The following is a 16,127-nucleotide window of genomic DNA, read 5'->3' as shown; positions in this document are numbered from 1 at the left end:
CGCGGTACGGATCGTCACGCGAACCAAGTCGGGGAATCCGGAACTCCCGGGATGCCGCATATTCGGCGGGCGCCTACAGCGCCTTGTCCCCGAGAAGTGCAACTGACTCTGCGCGGTCCATGCCACGCGTAGGTCGTGCTCAGCGAGTGTTGGTCGCCTGCAGAATCGAACGGACCGGTATGGCGGGGCGCTGGAGAAGGCTTGCGAGTTCGCCTGTGGCAGTGGCGAACTCCCCGCGGCGGGCGGCCCGGAACATGCCGAGTAGCATGGCGGCCCGGTCCTCGGGGACTCCGTGAGCGACCAGGGAAGCGGCCCATTCGGAGTCCTCGGCGACGACGCGGCGGATCGTTCGTCCGCTCTGTTCGGTGAGGATGGCGGCGATGTCGGCGAGGTCGAGGGCCTCCGGTGCGGTCAGGGGCGGGGTCGGCCCATCGAACCGGCCCTCGTCGGCGAGGATGATCGCCGCCGCTTCGGCGAGGTCGGCATGGGCGGTCCAAGAGACGGGGCCATCGGCCGGTGCGATCAGTTCACCGGTGTCCAGCGCCGCGCCCAGCAAGAGCGGGACCGTGCCGGCGTAGAACCCGTTGCGCAGTGCGGTGAACGGTATGCCCGTCGCCGCCAGGTAGCGCTCGGTCGCGGCGTGATCCGGCATGGGCTCGAACACCGAATCATCGGCGGCGGCCTGATGGCTGGTGTAAAGGATGCGTCCGGCCCCGGCCGCGCGTGCGGCGTCGATCGCCGCGATGTGCGCGGCGACGGCCGCATCCCCGGTCAGGTTCGCCGAGACGATCAGCACTTGGTTTGCGCCTTCGAATGCCTCGGCCAGGGATGACGGGTCGGTGAAGTCGCCGCGCCGCACCCGCACTCCGCGGGCGGCCAACTCGCCTGCCCGGTCGATATCGCGGACGCTGACGCCCACCCGAGCGGCTGGTACCCGCTCGAGCAGCCGATCCACGATCTGAGAGCCGAGCAGTCCCGTGCCCCCGGTGACGATGATCATTCCCACTCCTTAACGATGATAATATCGTTGTTAGCAACGGCGATATTAGCACCGATTAAGATGGGCGCATGGCAGAGTCGAGGTCGAGCAGCGCGAGCAGGCACGAGACCAGGGAGCGCATCATCGAGGTGGCTGGGCGGCTGTTGCGCGAACAGGGCCCGCACGCTGTCACCACCCGCGCGGTCGCGCATGCGGCGGGCATGCAGGCACCGACCATCTACCGGTTCTTCGACGACAAGGACGCGTTGCTCGATGCCGTCGCCGAGCACGTCTTCGCGACCTACGTGGCGGGCAAGGCCCGTGCCGACGACCAGGACGACCCGGTGGCCGACCTTCGCGCCGGATGGGACATGCACATCGACTTCGCACTGACGAATCCGGCGGTTTTCTCGATGCTCACCGACCCCCACCGCGGGACCGCCTCACCCGCCGCGGCCGCCGGGCTGCAGGTGCTGCGCGCCCGGGTGCATCGCGTCGCGGCGGCCGGTCGGCTCCGAGTAGGCGAACGCCGCGCCGTCGAACTCGTCCACGCCGCCGGGACCGGGGCCGCCCTGGCCCTGTTGTCCGTCCCCCCGCACGACCGTGACCTCGGGCTTGCCGAGGCGATGTACGAGGCGGTGACTCACGCGATCCTGACCGACGTCCCACCACTTTCCGCCCGCGACGCCACCGCGGCCGCACTCCGAGCCGCCGCACCGGAATTGCCTATGCTCACCGACGCCGAACGCGCCCTGCTGTCGGAATGGCTGGGACGAACCGACGAGAACCTCACCGGCCACACTCCCCGTCCCCGCTGACATCGGCCCGACAGACCGGGATGCGCGCACCAACTAGGCTGCGTTGCGTGGCGGTACTGGACGGCGCGCGGCGCAGGACACTGGCGGTCGGGCGCCGGGCACTCGGACTCGACGTGCCCGCGGCCGATCACACCATCGCGGTGCTGCACAGCGACGAGTCGGAGGTGCCCGGTCTCGACCGCAAGGAGCTGGCGCAGCTCGACCGGATCCGCCTGATGGGCGCGACGGGCACGGTGCTGATGGCGATCAGCGCGCTCGGCATCGGCGCGCAGCCGGTGCACCAGAACCCGACCTCCGGCGTCCGCGTGCTGGGCATCTTCGCCCGCGCCCATACCGGCTCGCTGGCCATGTGCATGACCGGCACCGTCGTGGTCGTGCTGGCCTGGCTGCTGCTGGGCCGATTCGCGATCGGCGGCATCGGTGGCTCCCCGATCCACCGGCTGACCCGCTCGCAGCTGGACCGCACGCTCTTGCTGTGGCTGATCCCGCTCAGCGTCGCTCCCCCGCTCTTCAGCAACGACGTCTACTCCTATCTGGCACAAAGCGAGATCGCCGCGCGCGGCATCGACCCGTATCAGGAAGGCCCGGTCGCGGGACTCGGGATCGACAACGTCCTCACCAACAACGTGCCGACCATCTGGCGCGACACCCCCGCGCCCTACGGTCCGCTGTTCCTCTGGATCGGCCGTGGCATCGCCGAACTCACCGGTGACAACATCATCGCGGGCGTGTGGGTGCACCGGATCCTCGCGCTTGGCGGCGTCGCGCTGATCGTCTGGGCGCTGCCCCGGCTCTCGGTGCGCTGCGGCGTCGCGCCGGTGAGCGCGCTGTGGCTCGGCGCGGCCAACCCGCTGGTGCTGTTCCATCTGGTCGGCGGCGTGCACAACGACGCGCTGATGCTCGGCCTGATGCTGGCGGGCCTGGAGTTCTGTCTGCGCGGCATCGAGGACACCCACCCGTTCGACGGCCGCGCCTACGCATGGCTGATCAGCGGGGCGATGATCATCACCTTGTCATCGACGATCAAGTTCACCTCGATCGTCGTGCTCGGGTTCGTCGGCATGGCTCTGGCGCGCCGCTGGGGCGCCTCGCTGCGCACGGTCGCCATCGCGGCGGCCATGCTCGGCGCCATCGCCATCGGCACAACGCTTTTCATCAGCTCGGTGAGCGGTCTGGGCTTCGGGTGGATCTACACGCTGAACACCGCGAACGCGGTGCGCAGCTGGATGTCGCTGCCGACGGCGCTCGGCATCATCACCGGCTTCGGCGGTGTGCTGCTCGGGCTCGGCGATCACACCACCGCGCTGCTGAGCATCACCCGCCCGATCGCGGCGGTGGTCGCGGGCTTCTTCACCGTCCGGATGCTGGTCGCCACCGGCACCGGGCGGCTGCATCCGGTCGGCGCGCTCGGCGTGGCGCTCGGCGCGATCGTGCTGCTGTTCCCGGTGGTGCAGCCTTGGTATCTGCTGTGGGCGATCGTGCCGATGGCGGCTTGGGCGACCCGCCCGGTGTTCCGGGTTCCGGCGGTGGCGTTCTCGGCGATCGTGAGCGTCATCCTGATGCCGCGCGGCGCCGATCTGGAGGTGTTCCAGATCGTGGGCGCCGCGATCGCCACCGTGATCGTCGGGGTGCTGTTCATCGTGATCACGCGCAACTCGCTGCCCTGGCGCGGGCAGACGGGGGTGTCGGCTCCGTCACAGGTGCCCACCTCCTACGGTGTGACATCGTGACCGAGCGTGGCGAGGGAGCCATCTACACAGCATCACCGGGTGCGCCGAACGGCGAGGCGGAGTCGTGACCACAGCTCCCGGACCTGCGGTCAGCGTCGACGCCGTCGTCAAGCGGTACGGCGAGACCACGGCCGTGGACGGCCTGACGTTCGAGGTCGAACCGGCGCGGGTGCTCGCGCTGCTCGGCCCGAACGGCGCGGGCAAGACCACGACGGTGGAGATGTGCGAGGGATTCGCCGCGCCGGACGCGGGCACGGTGCGCGTGCTCGGCCTGGACCCCGTCGCCGATTCCGAACGGCTGCGCCCCCGCATCGGCGTCATGCTCCAAGGCGGTGGCGCGTATCCCGGTGCGCGAGCGGGGGAAATGCTCGACTTGGTGGCCGCCTACTCCGCGGATCCGCTCGACCCGGACTGGCTGCTGCGCACGCTCGGCCTCCAGGACAACCGCCGCACCCCCTACCGCCGCCTCTCCGGCGGCCAGCAGCAGCGGCTCGCCCTCGCCTGCGCGCTGGTGGGCAAACCGGAGATCGTGTTCCTCGACGAACCGACCGCGGGCCTGGACGCCCAGGCCCGGCTGATCGTCTGGGAGCTGATCGACGCCCTGCGCCGCGACGGGGTGACCGTCGTGCTGACCACGCACATGATGGACGAGGCCGAGCAACTCGCCGACCAGCTGGTGATCATCGACCACGGCCGCATCGTCGCCTCCGGCACCCCCGCCGAGGTCACCGCGCACGGAGCGGCGGGGCAGCTGCGGTTCAGCGCGCCGCCCAAGCTGGACCTGGCACTGCTGGCGAACGCCCTGCCCGAAGGGTTCGCGCCCCGGGAGACCACGCCCGGCACCTATCTGGTGGAGGGCGAGATCAATCCGCAGGTGCTCGCGACCGTCACCGCGTGGTGCGCGCGAATGAACGTGCTGGCCACCGACATTCGGATCGATCAGCGCCGCCTCGAAGACGTCTTCCTCGAACTGACCGGACGGGACCTGCGCGGATGAGCGAGCACGACGCGACCGCCAACCGATTCACGCCGGGCACCTTCGCCCCCGGCCCGCGCCCGAGCAGCCGCGCCGCGATGCTGTTCGCGCAGACCAGGCTCGAGCTGATCCTGTTGCTGCGCAACGGCGAACAACTCCTGCTGACCATGTTCATTCCGATCACCCTGCTGGTCGGCCTGAGCCTGCTGCCGTTCGGCGATCTCGGCTCGCACCGGGTGGACAAGATCGTGCCCGCGGTGATGATGGTGGCCGTCATGTCCACCGCGTTCACCGGTCAGGCCATCGCCGTCGGCTTCGACCGCCGCTACGGCGCGCTCAAGCGGCTCGGCGCGACGGCGCTGCCGCGCTGGGGCGTCATCGCGGGCAAGAGCGCGGCCGTGCTCATCGTGGTCGTGCTGCAAGCCGTCCTGCTCGGCCTCATCGGCTTCGCACTGGGCTGGCGGCCGCAACCCGTCGGGCTGCTGCTGGGCGCGGCGGTGATCGCGCTCGGCACCGCGACCTTCGCGGCGATGGGCCTGCTGCTGGGCGGCACCCTGAAAGCCGAGGTCGTGCTCGCGCTGGCCAACATCCTGTGGTTCGTCATGCTCGGCGTCGCCAGCATCGTATTCGCCGCCGACGACCTGCCCGCCGTGGTGAGCGTGCTCGCCCGGCTGGTGCCGTCCGGCGCGCTGGCCGAAGCGCTGGAAACCGCGATGCACACCGGTGTCGATTGGTTCGGGATCGCCGTTCTCGCGGTATGGGGCGTGGTGTCGGGCGTCGCGGCCACCCGTCTGTTCCGCTTCCACTGAGGCTCAACGACGAAATGTAGTAGACCGGGTGGAGCCGCCGGATCCGGCCCGGCTACCATTTTCGACGTGCTGTATCGCGCGTTCTTGCGACTCGTCGACAAGCTGCCACTGCCCTCGCTGCGAGCGCAGCGACTGATCGCGCTCGCGGTTGTCGTCTCGCAAGCGGGCATCTCGGTGACCGGCGCCGTCGTGCGGGTCACCGCGTCCGGTCTGGGCTGCCCGACCTGGCCGCAGTGTTTCCCCGGCAGCTTCACCCCGGTCGCGGTGTCGGAGGTTCCGGCGATCCATCAGGCGGTCGAGTTCTCCAACCGGCTGCTCACCTTCCTGGTCACCCTGTGCGCCGCCGCGGTCGTGCTCGCGGTGACCAGGGCGCGCCGCCGCCGCGAGGTGCTGGTGTACGCGTGGCTGATGCCCGGCGGCACCGTCGTGCAGGCGATCATCGGCGGCATCACCGTGCGCACCGGATTGCTGTGGTGGACCGTGGCGACCCACCTGCTCGCATCCATGGTGATGGTGTGGCTCGCGATGGTGCTGTACGCGAAGATCGGCGAGCCCGACGACGGCATCGAGGCCGTGCGCGCCCCCGCGCCGCTGCGCTGGCTCACCGCGCTCGCCGGGGTCGCGCTCAGCGCCGTCCTGGTCGCGGGCACCCTGGTGACCGCAGCCGGTCCGCACGCGGGCGACAAGAGCATCGAACGCCAAGTCGAGCGGTTGCAGGTCGAGATCGTCACCCTGGTGCATCTGCACTCGCAGTTGCTGGTCGGATATCTCGCGCTCCTGGTCGGCCTGACGTTCGGCCTGTTCGCGGTCGGCATCGCACCCGCCGTGCGCACCCGGCTGTTCGTGCTGCTCGCCCTGGTGTGCTCGCAGGCGCTGGTCGGTGTCGTGCAGTACTTCACCGATGTCCCCGCGGCGCTGGTCGTCGTGCACGTGGGCGGGGCCGCGGCGTGCACCGCCGCCACCGCCGCACTGTGGGCCTCGCTGCGCTCCCGGGAGCGGGTCGCCGCTGCGAAACCGGCCCCGGCGCCGCAGGCCGCCTGAGCGACCCACGCTCGACCCTGGTCGTCACGCCACGGCAGGTGAACGACTCTGCATCAGGGCGCTGCCTGCTGTTCGCACGAGGCCGACGCAGCTTCAGCACGCACCTTGTCGATGAGCGCGGTGGCCGTGTACACCACAGGCGTCGCGGCAGGGGTCACTTCGACACAGTGCCGATCGGAGCGCACGCGCGCGTGCTCTTGCGAAAGCTTTCTCGGCGATTTCGCGACGCCGGGCGGTGATCCACGCTCGGCGGTAGCGTGATCGGTCGTGTCCACGCCCGATCCGCGATCCGATGCGCCGCAGCCCTTTCCCGATATCGAGCCCTATGCCCACGGGCTGCTCGATGTCGGGGACGGCCAGCGGATCTACTGGGAGACCAGCGGTAACCCGAATGGCAAGCCGGCGCTGGTGGTGCACGGCGGACCCGGTGGCGGCGGGCGCCGCGGATCGCGCAAGAGCTTCGACCCGGCGATCCACCGGATCGTCCTGTTCGATCAACGTGGCTGCGGGGAGAGTCTGCCGCACGCCTCCGACCCCGCGGTCGACCTCACGCACAACACCACGCATCACCTGATCGCGGACATGGAACGGCTGCGCGAGCACCTCGGGATCGACCGGTGGCTGCTCTACGGCGGTTCCTGGGGGGCGACGCTGATACTCGCCTACGCGCAGCACTATCCCGAGCGGGTCGCCGAGATCGTGCTGGCCGGAGTCACCATGACCCGGCAAGAGGAGATCGACTGGCTCTACCGCGACGTCGCGCGGCTGCTGCCCGAGCAGTGGGAGACCTTCCGCACCGGCGTTCCGCTCGCCGACCGCTACGGCGATCTCGTCGAGGCCTACCGGCGGCTGGTGGAAAGTCCCGACGCCGCCACCCGAGAGTCCGCGGCGCGGCGGTGGTGCGCATGGGAGGACGCCGTGATCGCGCACGAAAAACTCGGCAGCCCGGGGCAGTACAGCGCGAAGCCGGACGCCGCGCGCATGGCGTTCGTTCGGATCTGCACGCATTACTTCGCCAACGCGGCCTGGCTGGAGGACGGCCAGTTGCTGCGCGACGTGCACCGGCTGACGGGCATTCCCGGCGTGCTGATCCACGGCCGGCTCGACCTGAGTGCCCCGCTGTACACCGCCTGGCAGCTGGCCCAGGCATGGCCCGACGCGGAACTCGAGGTCATCGATGATTCCGGGCACACCGGCAGCCACGCCATGGGTGCGGCCATCCGGCGGGCGATCGCCCGGTTCGCCGGACAGGGTTAGCCGCGCGGCCGATCAGCCGTTGCTCGCCGCCGGTCTCCTGACCACCCGCTGAAGCGCGCGCAGGTCCGCGTCGAGCGTCCGGTACAACCAGTACACGGCGACGAACGCGAGTCCGCCGACCGCGCACAATCCCAGGACCGAATCGCGCACCAGCGGGAGTTCCTCGGGTTCGAGGAGGCTGAATCCGGCCAGCACTCCCACCAGCGGCACGGAGGCCGTGACCGCGAGATAGACCGTGGTTCTTCGACGCAGCGCGCGAATATAGCCGGAGTCGTCCACCGTCGTGCGGGTGTAGCGCAGATAGATCGGATAGACGCAGCGCACGATGTAGAACGTCGACAGGAAGAATGTGTAGGCAACGGAGATGACGCCCGCCATGAAAACGGTCATCGCCGCGTGGATCACCAACCGTGCCGGAAGGTCGGTCAACCACAGGCACAGGAACACCCCGGTCACGGTCGCCGTCATCCCGGTCTGGAAGGTGTTCAGCGCACACATATCGCCCCAGAACAGGGTTCGCGACCGCACCCGCGCGAGCAGTGCCTCGTCATAGCGTCTGCCCTCGCGCAAGCCGCGAGGCACCGCGAGCAAATGACGGGACATGGAGGCGTAGATGAGGATGGACAGCGGGCCCGCGATGAGAACGAAGATGTAGACACCCATGTTGAGCTGCCAATTGGTGGCATCGGACAGGCGCTCCCTGATCAATTCCTGCACGTGCACAGCCATATAGACCGTGGCCAGGCCGACACCGACCAGCGAAGACAGCCACAGGACAGGGGTGGGCCAGCGGGAAAGTCGCACGCGCCAGCTGTCCGGCGGCGGATAGACGAGATCGCGGGCCCGCTGCTCCAGGCACAGGTCGAGCTGTTGCGCCAATTCCGCACCGGACGAATAGCGGTCCGCACGGTCGGGCGACAGGCACTTCAGCAGCACGCGGCGCAGCGCCATGGGGCAATCCGGCGGCAGCTCCGACAGGAAAGCCGGCTCGACGGGGCTGTGCCGCAGTTCGATCATGCGGGCCAGCGACGTCTGCGAATCGCCCGCGGACGTTTCGTCCGCGAAGGGGCGACGCCCGGTGAGCAATTCCCACAGCATGACGGCCAGCGCGAAGATGTCACTGCGCGTGTCCAGTTCCCCCGCGGTCACCGGGAGGCCGGGATGGCAGGCTTCGAGCTGTTCGGGCGACATGTACGCCAGCGATCCGCCGAAGTACGCCAGCGGACTGGTGCCCTTGACGCGTTTGCTGAAGCTGACGTTGAAGTCGGCCAGCTTCGGGCTTCCCTCGGCGCTCAGCAGCACGTTTGCGGGTTTGATGTCGCGATGCAGCACCCCTCGTTCAGACGCGTGCTGTAGGGCGTCCGCGAGTCGGCGGCCCAGCCAGGCGACTGTCTCCGGCCAGGTCAGTGCGGCGATCCGCGCCCGAACGGCGGATTCGGTGGGCCGGACCTCGCCCTTGTCGGCGAGCACCTTGTCGATGGCATCGAGCAGCAGTTGCCCACCACGCCGCTGCGGCGGCGTCGCGCGCGCCAGCCGCAGCACGTCGAGCAGTGTCCCTCCGGGCAGGTACTGCATGTAGAGCAGCTTCAACTCGTCGTCGGCGATGAGCCGCTGGTCGAAGATGCGCACGATGTATTCGTGGTCCAGCTGGGCGAGCGTCTGCGGCTCGTTGCCGTGGTTGTGCGAGATCTTGACCGCGACCAGTCGCTGCATCGATTGCTGGCGAGCGAGATACACCTGGGCGAACGCGCCCACCCCGATCCGCATCAGGAGGTCGAAATCGTCGACCTGGTCGCCGACGTCGATGGCGTCGAGCGCGACCTGGGCACTCGGGCGGGCGATCATCGTGCTGCGGTAGTCGCTGGTGAGCCGGTCGAGTTCCGCGGCGGTGGCGGTGGCGGTGCGGTCGGTGGTGTCGCCGCCCTGCTCGCCGCGGCGCATGGCGTGGTATTCCTCGTAGACCAGATCGGCCGGGAAAGGACCATTGCGCAGTTCGGGGAACTCCGCGCGGTAGTCGATGAGCCGCTTGGGAAAGTGGTAGCGCAGCCAGCGGAACTCGAGGTCGACCTTGATCAGTTCGATCAAGATCGTGCGCCGCTCGGCTTGCTCGGCGGGTAGGTAAGCGGACAGATCGGGCGGGGAGCCGGCCGCCCATGCCTCCGAGAACTGCGCCACGACGGCGGCGAGCGCCGCGCGGGTTCGTTCGGCTGAATCGACCAGGTCGATCGGCTCACGCATCGGTAGCTCGAAATCAGCCAGGATCGTTCATGCGGCGGCTACGCACGGTGCGTCCTGCCTCGTAGGTCTCCCATATCAGCTCCCTGAGTTGAAGGGCCCTGTTCAAGCGTATCGCCCGGCGAGGGGTGGGCGCTGCGTCTGCGCGAGATGCGGCAAACAGGTCATATTGCCGACGATTCGCCGATCGCTCGCTTCAGACATCCCACCCCACCGCCACAGTGTCCGGTCAGCGCACCGGACGCTTCCGGAAGTCGGCCAGCCCTGGGACTTCGGCGCTGTCCAGCGCGCTCCCCGGACGGCGAGCGGACTCAGCCGACGGAGGCGTTCGGCCCGATCCATTGCTCGAACAACCGGTCCACCGCGCCGGTCGCGAGCCGGGTCGCCAGGTAGGCGTCCACCAGCGCCGCAAGGACCGGATCGTTCTTGCGCACCAGCAGCACCTTCCCGAACGAGTCGAACGGCGCTTCGGGATGCAGCACTTGCAGGTCCGGGTGCTGACGCACGCGGTAGCGGCCCTCGACCGAATCGGTGACGAACACGTCGGCACGGCCCTGTTCGACTTCGCCGAAGATCGTCAGATTGTCCGGCCACAAAGTGAGCTGCGCCTCGGGGAAGTTCTTGCGCGCGAATTCCTCGTTCGTCCCACCGCGATTGGCGATCACGCGCACACCGGGACGGTTGATCTCCGCGACGGTCGAGTACGCCGCGCCGTTCGCTCGATGGGTGATCGGGGCCTTGCCGTCGGTCCCGTAGGTGATCGAGAAGTCGGCGAACTCCCGGCGCGACGGCAGGTCGGAGATGCCCCCGACCGCGAGATCGCAGTTCCGTTCGGCGAAGTCCGCCTTCAGCGTCGCCCAGGTCACGGGCACGAACTCGAGCGGGCGGCCGAGCAGGGCGGCGAACCCCCGCGCGAGGTCGACGTCGACACCCCGGTAGCCGCCCGCGTCATCTCTGATCGAGTAGGGCGGATAGTCGCCGGGAGTGCAGGCGCGCAGCACGTTCGAAGTCTCCGATGGCTGCGCGGCCGCCGGAATCGCCGCTGCGACAAGAGCTGTCCACCCGGCGACGAGCACCGCGCCGATGCGGCCGGGCAGCGTCACTCGGCTACGCACCGATCACTTCTCGTTGCGCGCCTTGGGAAAGCGAGACTGCTTGGCGACCCAGCCCGCCATCTTGGCCCAGTGGCCCTTGCGCGGGGTGACGATCGAGCTGAGTTCGCGATCCCATTCGTCCGCCTCGGTGAGGCCGTCGATGGTGTCGATCAATGCCTTGGCGGTGTCCAGGTCCGCGACGACCCGGTCGCCGAGGACGCCGTCCGAGCCGACCAAGGTGACGCGGACGCCCGCGCGGCCGATGGGCTGGAGCACGGCCGTGGCGGATCCGCCGTGGTCGGCGACGAATCCCTTGACGGATTCCACGAGGGCGCCCGGCAGCTTCGCCGGCGCCGTGGCGGTTTCGGTACTCATGGCAGGCAGTTTACCGACCGGTAGGCAGCATGCTCGCCGCTCGGGTGTAGAACTGGAACTCATGCGCGCCATTCAGGTTTCCGAACACGGTGGTCCCGAGGTCCTGAAGTACGTCGACGTGCCCGATCCGCGGATCGGTGCGGACCAGCTGCTGGTCGAGACGCAGGCGATCGGCGTCAATTTCATCGACACCTACATCCGCACCGGGCGCTACCCCCAGGACGTCCCTTACATCCCGGGCGCGGAGGGCACCGGCGTCGTCGCCGAGGTCGGCTCGAGCGTGACCGACTTCGCGGTCGGTGACCGGGTGGCGTGGTCCGCCGCGCCGGGCAGCTACGCCCCGAAGGTGGCGGTGCCCGCGGCCGTCGCCATCCGGGTGCCGGACGGCGTCGACCCGCCCGTGGCCGCGTCGGCGTTGTTGCAGGGCATGACCGCGCACTACCTCATCGAGTCGATCTACCGGCCCGAGCCCGGGGAGACGGTGCTGGTACACGCGGGCGCGGGCGGCGTCGGGCTCATCCTGACCCAGCTCTTGACCGCGCGCGGCATCCGAGTGATCACGACGGTGTCCACCGACGAGAAGGAGAAGCTGTCGAGCGCGGCAGGAGCCGCCGAGGTGCTGCGTTACGGCGACGACCTCGCCCAGCGGGTGCGCGAACTCACCGACGGCGTCGGCGTGGCCGCGGTCTACGACGGCGTCGGTGCGGCGACCTTCGAGGCGAGCCTCGCCGCGTTGCGCGTGCGCGGCACGCTCGCCTTGTTCGGCGGCGCGAGCGGCCCGGTGCCACCGTTCGACCTGCAACGGCTCAGCACGGCCGGTTCGCTGTTCGTCACCCGTCCCACGCTGGCGCATTACACCCGCGACCGCGCCGAACTCACCTGGCGCGCGGGTGACATCCTCGATGCCATCGCCACGGGCACGCTGAACATCCGGATCGGCGCCACCTATCCGCTCGCCGACGCCGAACGGGCACACCGCGACCTGGAAGGCCGCAAGACCACCGGTTCCATCGTCCTGCTGCCGTGAGTTCCGGGCGGTGGGCGATCCGAGGGGTCGCCCATCGGTCCATCAGTAGTCGCGGCCGGTGAGACCGCGATAGATGAAGCGGGTCAGGCCTTCCACGGCCTGTTCGTCGGTCAATTCGACGTTTCCTTCCTCGACCGCCGCCAGCAGGCTCTGGGTGAGCAGGAACATCATCGCCAGGCTGGCATCGGCGGTGCTCGGCAGCCGCAACCCCTGCTCGGCGAAGCCCTCCACGTGGTCGGCGATGTCCGCGCGCTGCTGAATGCCGAAGCGCGCGACCATCCGCGCGAATTCCTCGTTGACCAGGGCGGCCTGATTCACCGCGCGCAGCACGGGCGCGTGCTCCCGCGCGAAGGTCCAGTACCCGGCGACGTGATAGCGCACCGACTCCGGATCGCTGAAATCCGGGTTGTGATCCGGCCCCTCCGCGCGCTCGTCCCCCGCCGCGGCCAAGTCGTTCAGCAGGGCCTGAAGCAGTTCCTCCTTGCTCGCGAAGTGGTTGTAGAACGACCCGGCCGCCCGGCCCGCTGTCGCCGTGATGTCGGTGATCTTGGTGTTCAGGTAGCCGCGCTCGGCGAACAAGCGCAGCGCCGCGGCCTTCAACGCCTGCTCGGTCTCGGCCGACTTCTCCTTGCGACTCAGCGACACCCACCTCACCTCCTTGACAAGGCAACGTACCAAGCATGAAACTGAATTTGCATTCACTGAATCTGAATTCATCAGGAGTACCTCATGACCCAGCTCGTTCTCGTCGCGGGCGCCGGACCCACCGGCCTCACCCTCGCCCTCGATCTCGCCCGCCGGGGCATCCCGGTCCGGATCGTCGACAAGGCGGCCGCTTTCTTCGCCGGCTCCCGTGGCGACGGCATCCAGCCGCGCACCCTGGAAGTCTTCGATGACCTGGGGGTCTTGGACGCGGTGCTGGCAGCAGGGATGCCGACACCGGTGATGCGCGTGCACCTCGGCGGCGAGTTCGTCACCGAGCGCAGGATGAGCGAGCCGGTCGAGCCGACCCCCGCCGTCCCCTACCCGAACCTGTGGGTGCTCGGTCAATCCCGCACCGAGGCCATCCTGCGCGACCGGCTCGCCGAATTCGGCGTGCAGGTGGAACTCGGCACCGCGCTGACCGGCTTCACGCAGGACGATCACGGCGTCACCGCGACGCTGGAACGCGACGGCACGCGGGAGACCGTGCGCGCCGCGTACCTGGTGGGCGCGGACGGCGGCAAGAGCACCGTGCGCAAGACAGCCGGCATCCCGTTCGAAGGCAGCACCGACGAATCGCTGCGGATGCTGCTGGGCGACGTGCGCGCCGACGCGCTCGATCACGAGTTCGGCTACTGGTTCGCCGCCGCCGACGAGCCGATGCGGGGCATCGCGTTGTCCCCGCTGCCCGGTGGGCGTCAGTTCCAGTTCGCCGCCCCGTTGACCGGCGACGCGCAGCCGAGCCTCGAACTGCTCCAGGAGTACGTGGACCGCTACTGCGGACGCGACGACGTCACCCTCACCGACCTGACCTGGGTGACTGTGTGGCGGCCGAACATCCGCCTCGCGCGGCGTTTCCGCGACGGCCGGGTGTTCCTCGCGGGCGACGCGGCGCACGCGCATCCGCCCACCGGCGGCCAGGGCATGAACACCGGCATCCAGGACGCCTACAACCTCGGCTGGAAACTGGCCGCCTCGCTCGCCGGTGACGACACGCTCCTGGACAGCTACGAGGCCGAGCGCAGGACCGTCGCCGCCGAGGTGCTGGGGCTGAGTTCCGAACTGCTGGACAAGCTGGTCGACGGCGAGGAAGACGCGATGGAGCGCGGGCCCGAGACCCAGCAGCTCGACATCAGCTACCGCGACCCGGCCGTGCGCGACGCGCTGGCGGTCGGCGATCGGGCGCCGGACGCGCCGCTGAAAGACGAGGCGGGGCGGCCGGTCCGATTGTTCGACCTGTTCCGCGGGCCGCACGCGACGGTGCTGTCATTCGGCACATCGGCGGAGGCGGGGCCGGACGCGTACGCGGTGGTACGCCCCGGCACGCCGGTGACCGGACCGCACGTGGTGGACGTCGACGGGCACGCTCACGCGGCCTACGCCGCGGTCGAGGGCACCCGGGTACTCGTCCGCCCGGACGGCTACATCGCCGCGATCAGCTGAAGAAGCTGCCGATGGTGTCCCAGCCGAGCACCGAGTCCACCGCGAGGCCGCAGAACACCACGGCCAGGTAGTTGTTCGACTGGAGGAACAGCCGCAGCGGCTTCACCGATTCGCCGCGCCGTACGCCCGCGTACAGCTGGTGCGCCATGAGCAGGAACCACGCTCCGGCCACCAGCGCCACGGCCGTGTAGATCACGCCGGTGGCGGGCGCCAGGGCGAGGGTGGTGAGCACGGTCAGCCAGGTGTAGACGACGATCTGCTTGGTGACCGTCCGCTCGGTGGCGACCACCGGCAGCATCGGCACGCCCGCCGCGCGGTAGTCCTCCTTGTAGCGCATGGCCAGCGCCCAGGTGTGCGGCGGCGTCCAGAAGAAGATGACGCCGAACAGCGCGAGGGCGGGCCAGCCGATGCCGCCGGTCACCGCCGACCAGCCGACCAGCGCGGGCATGCAGCCCGCCGCGCCGCCCCACACCACGTTCTGCGAGGTGCGGCGCTTGAGGCCCAGCGTGTAGACGAAGACGTAGAACAGGATCGTCGCGACGACGAGCAGGCCGCTGAGCAGGTTGGCCTGCCACCACAGCCAGGCGAAGGAGCCGAGGCCGAGCACGACGCCGAAGACGAAGGCGTTGCGGGTGGGCACCGCCTCCCGGGCCAGCGGCCGCTTGGCGGTGCGCTTCATGACCTTGTCGATGTCGGCGTCGGCGACACAGTTGAGCGTGTTCGCGCTCGCCGCGCCCATCCAGCCGCCGAACAGGGTCGCGAGGATCAGTCGGATGTCGACGGTGCCGCGGTCGGCGAGCAGCATGGTCGGGATCGTGGCGACCAGCAGCAGCTCGATCACCCTGGGCTTGGTCAGCGCGATGTAGGCCAGCGCCCGCCGCATCAGCCGGGACGGTAGGCCGGGACCCGTGAACCGGTCGGCCAGCGCCGTCGCGGAGGAGCCGTGCGCACCATCGCCACCCGGCCGTTGCCCAATCCGCACTGTCTCTCCTCGCACGCTGTGCATCGCATCCGGCATGGACCAGCAGTGCGCTGGTTCCGGTGGTACGGACGAGCCCGCGCCGGACTTCCGTCCGCCCCGGCGCCCCTGCCGACCGGTGCGGCGCGACTACTACTACAAAGGATGGTAGACCCCCGCCGTCCCCGCCCCTTTCCTCGCCCCCGCGCAACGTCGCCCGTATGTGACGGGCCGTACCGCCGGTGCCGCACCCGAAGGACGGCCTTCACCAAGGGCGTGCGACCCGCCGGTAGGACTCTCGTCCGCCGTGTCCAGCCGCGCCTTCCCTCGAATCGCCCCCGAGCGGCTCGCCCGGCGGTACGGCGCGGAAATCGTTCCGGAGGCGCGGGAAAAATCCGCGGCCCCGGAACCGGGCGGCGAATACGCCGCGCCCGAACCGGCCATTCCCAGCAACTCATTCCGCCGTCACCGCGAATGCCACAAAGCAGTCGCTTGCTCGATACTTCCCTCACCGCCGGTCGCGGGCCCACCAGGAGGTTCACGGCTCGCCTCGTACTCCACCTGGGCGAAGCGCGTTCGCCGCACCGGCGCGTGTCCCCCGCTCGCATATCGGCCCTGTAAGGCCGCGAACACACCGCCGACGACGAAACACCCACCTGCGAACACGCAGCGCGGTGGGCCCC

The 16,127-nt window shown here is 69.6% G+C and carries 15 protein-coding genes; 8 read left to right on the top strand and 7 right to left on the bottom strand.

The window, feature by feature from the left end; all coding sequences use genetic code 11:
- Positions 1–139: 139 nt before the first annotated feature.
- The gene (locus ACZ6DL_RS05135; RefSeq protein ID WP_466049084.1) at positions 140–1,000 is read right to left on the bottom strand and encodes an NmrA family NAD(P)-binding protein; all 861 of its coding nucleotides are present in this window, start codon (positions 998–1,000) and stop codon (positions 140–142) included.
- Between the two features lie 68 nt (positions 1,001–1,068).
- Here ACZ6DL_RS05135 and ACZ6DL_RS05130 point away from each other — a divergent pair, with 68 nt between their 5' ends.
- The 5 genes from ACZ6DL_RS05130 (at position 1,069) to ACZ6DL_RS05110 (ending at position 6,353) form a co-directional block, all read left to right on the top strand.
- Complete coding sequence (locus tag ACZ6DL_RS05130) at positions 1,069–1,797, top strand: TetR/AcrR family transcriptional regulator (RefSeq protein ID WP_466049083.1); 729 nt, start codon at positions 1,069–1,071, stop codon at positions 1,795–1,797.
- Between the two features lie 20 nt (positions 1,798–1,817).
- Positions 1,818–3,527 carry a polyprenol phosphomannose-dependent alpha 1,6 mannosyltransferase MptB gene (mptB, locus tag ACZ6DL_RS05125; protein WP_466049081.1) on the top strand — a complete coding sequence of 570 codons (1,710 nt, stop codon included), beginning with the start codon at positions 1,818–1,820 and terminating at the stop codon, positions 3,525–3,527.
- Between the two features lie 64 nt (positions 3,528–3,591).
- On the top strand, positions 3,592–4,524 hold the full coding sequence (locus tag ACZ6DL_RS05120) for an ABC transporter ATP-binding protein (protein ID WP_466049080.1): 933 nt from the start codon (positions 3,592–3,594) through the stop codon (positions 4,522–4,524).
- Positions 4,521–5,312 (top strand): ABC transporter permease, encoded by a 792-nt coding sequence (locus ACZ6DL_RS05115; protein WP_466049079.1) that lies wholly within the window; start codon positions 4,521–4,523, stop codon positions 5,310–5,312. The genes ACZ6DL_RS05120 and ACZ6DL_RS05115 overlap by 4 nt, the downstream gene beginning before the upstream one ends.
- Positions 5,313–5,378: 66 nt before the next feature.
- On the top strand, positions 5,379–6,353 hold the full coding sequence (locus ACZ6DL_RS05110) for a COX15/CtaA family protein (RefSeq protein ID WP_466049077.1): 975 nt from the start codon (positions 5,379–5,381) through the stop codon (positions 6,351–6,353).
- Between the two features lie 53 nt (positions 6,354–6,406).
- Here ACZ6DL_RS05110 and ACZ6DL_RS05105 read toward each other — a convergent pair whose 3' ends face one another.
- Positions 6,407–6,628, bottom strand: coding sequence for a hypothetical protein (locus tag ACZ6DL_RS05105; RefSeq protein WP_466049076.1), 222 nt, complete (start codon positions 6,626–6,628; stop codon positions 6,407–6,409).
- Between ACZ6DL_RS05105 and pip the strand changes: the two genes are divergently transcribed.
- Positions 6,621–7,610, top strand: a complete 990-nt coding sequence (gene pip / locus ACZ6DL_RS05100) for a prolyl aminopeptidase (protein WP_466049075.1) — start codon at positions 6,621–6,623, stop codon at positions 7,608–7,610. The two genes, ACZ6DL_RS05105 and pip, sit on opposite strands and share 8 nt — an antisense overlap.
- 12 nt (positions 7,611–7,622) lie before the next feature.
- Here pip and ACZ6DL_RS05095 read toward each other — a convergent pair whose 3' ends face one another.
- The 3 genes from ACZ6DL_RS05095 to ACZ6DL_RS05085 all read right to left on the bottom strand — a co-directional run bounded on the left by ACZ6DL_RS05095 (position 7,623) and on the right by ACZ6DL_RS05085 (position 11,314).
- Positions 7,623–9,848 carry a serine/threonine-protein kinase gene (locus ACZ6DL_RS05095; RefSeq protein WP_466049073.1) on the bottom strand — a complete coding sequence of 742 codons (2,226 nt, stop codon included), beginning with the start codon at positions 9,846–9,848 and terminating at the stop codon, positions 7,623–7,625.
- Between the two features lie 308 nt (positions 9,849–10,156).
- Positions 10,157–10,960, bottom strand: coding sequence for a transporter substrate-binding domain-containing protein (locus ACZ6DL_RS05090; protein ID WP_466049072.1), 804 nt, complete (start codon positions 10,958–10,960; stop codon positions 10,157–10,159).
- A gap of 3 nt (positions 10,961–10,963) precedes the next feature.
- On the bottom strand, positions 10,964–11,314 hold the full coding sequence (locus ACZ6DL_RS05085; RefSeq protein WP_466049070.1) for a hypothetical protein: 351 nt from the start codon (positions 11,312–11,314) through the stop codon (positions 10,964–10,966).
- Positions 11,315–11,375: 61 nt separating this feature from the next.
- Here ACZ6DL_RS05085 and ACZ6DL_RS05080 point away from each other — a divergent pair, with 61 nt between their 5' ends.
- The gene (locus tag ACZ6DL_RS05080) at positions 11,376–12,341 is read left to right on the top strand and encodes a quinone oxidoreductase family protein (protein WP_466049069.1); all 966 of its coding nucleotides are present in this window, start codon (positions 11,376–11,378) and stop codon (positions 12,339–12,341) included.
- A gap of 42 nt (positions 12,342–12,383) precedes the next feature.
- On the opposite strand, the gene ACZ6DL_RS05075 is transcribed toward ACZ6DL_RS05080, so the two are convergent.
- Positions 12,384–12,986 carry a TetR/AcrR family transcriptional regulator gene (locus ACZ6DL_RS05075; RefSeq protein WP_466049068.1) on the bottom strand — a complete coding sequence of 201 codons (603 nt, stop codon included), beginning with the start codon at positions 12,984–12,986 and terminating at the stop codon, positions 12,384–12,386.
- Positions 12,987–13,070: 84 nt separating this feature from the next.
- Here ACZ6DL_RS05075 and ACZ6DL_RS05070 point away from each other — a divergent pair, with 84 nt between their 5' ends.
- The gene (locus tag ACZ6DL_RS05070) at positions 13,071–14,486 is read left to right on the top strand and encodes an FAD-dependent monooxygenase (protein WP_466049066.1); all 1,416 of its coding nucleotides are present in this window, start codon (positions 13,071–13,073) and stop codon (positions 14,484–14,486) included.
- Here the strand turns inward: ACZ6DL_RS05070 and ACZ6DL_RS05065 are convergent.
- Positions 14,479–15,468 carry a heme o synthase gene (locus ACZ6DL_RS05065; protein ID WP_083863688.1) on the bottom strand — a complete coding sequence of 330 codons (990 nt, stop codon included), beginning with the start codon at positions 15,466–15,468 and terminating at the stop codon, positions 14,479–14,481. The genes ACZ6DL_RS05070 and ACZ6DL_RS05065 overlap by 8 nt on opposite strands.
- Positions 15,469–16,127 lie beyond the last annotated feature (659 nt).

Source organism: Nocardia sp. NPDC041819, from assembly GCF_055590505.1.
This window is presented reverse-complemented; position numbering and strand designations above follow the sequence as displayed.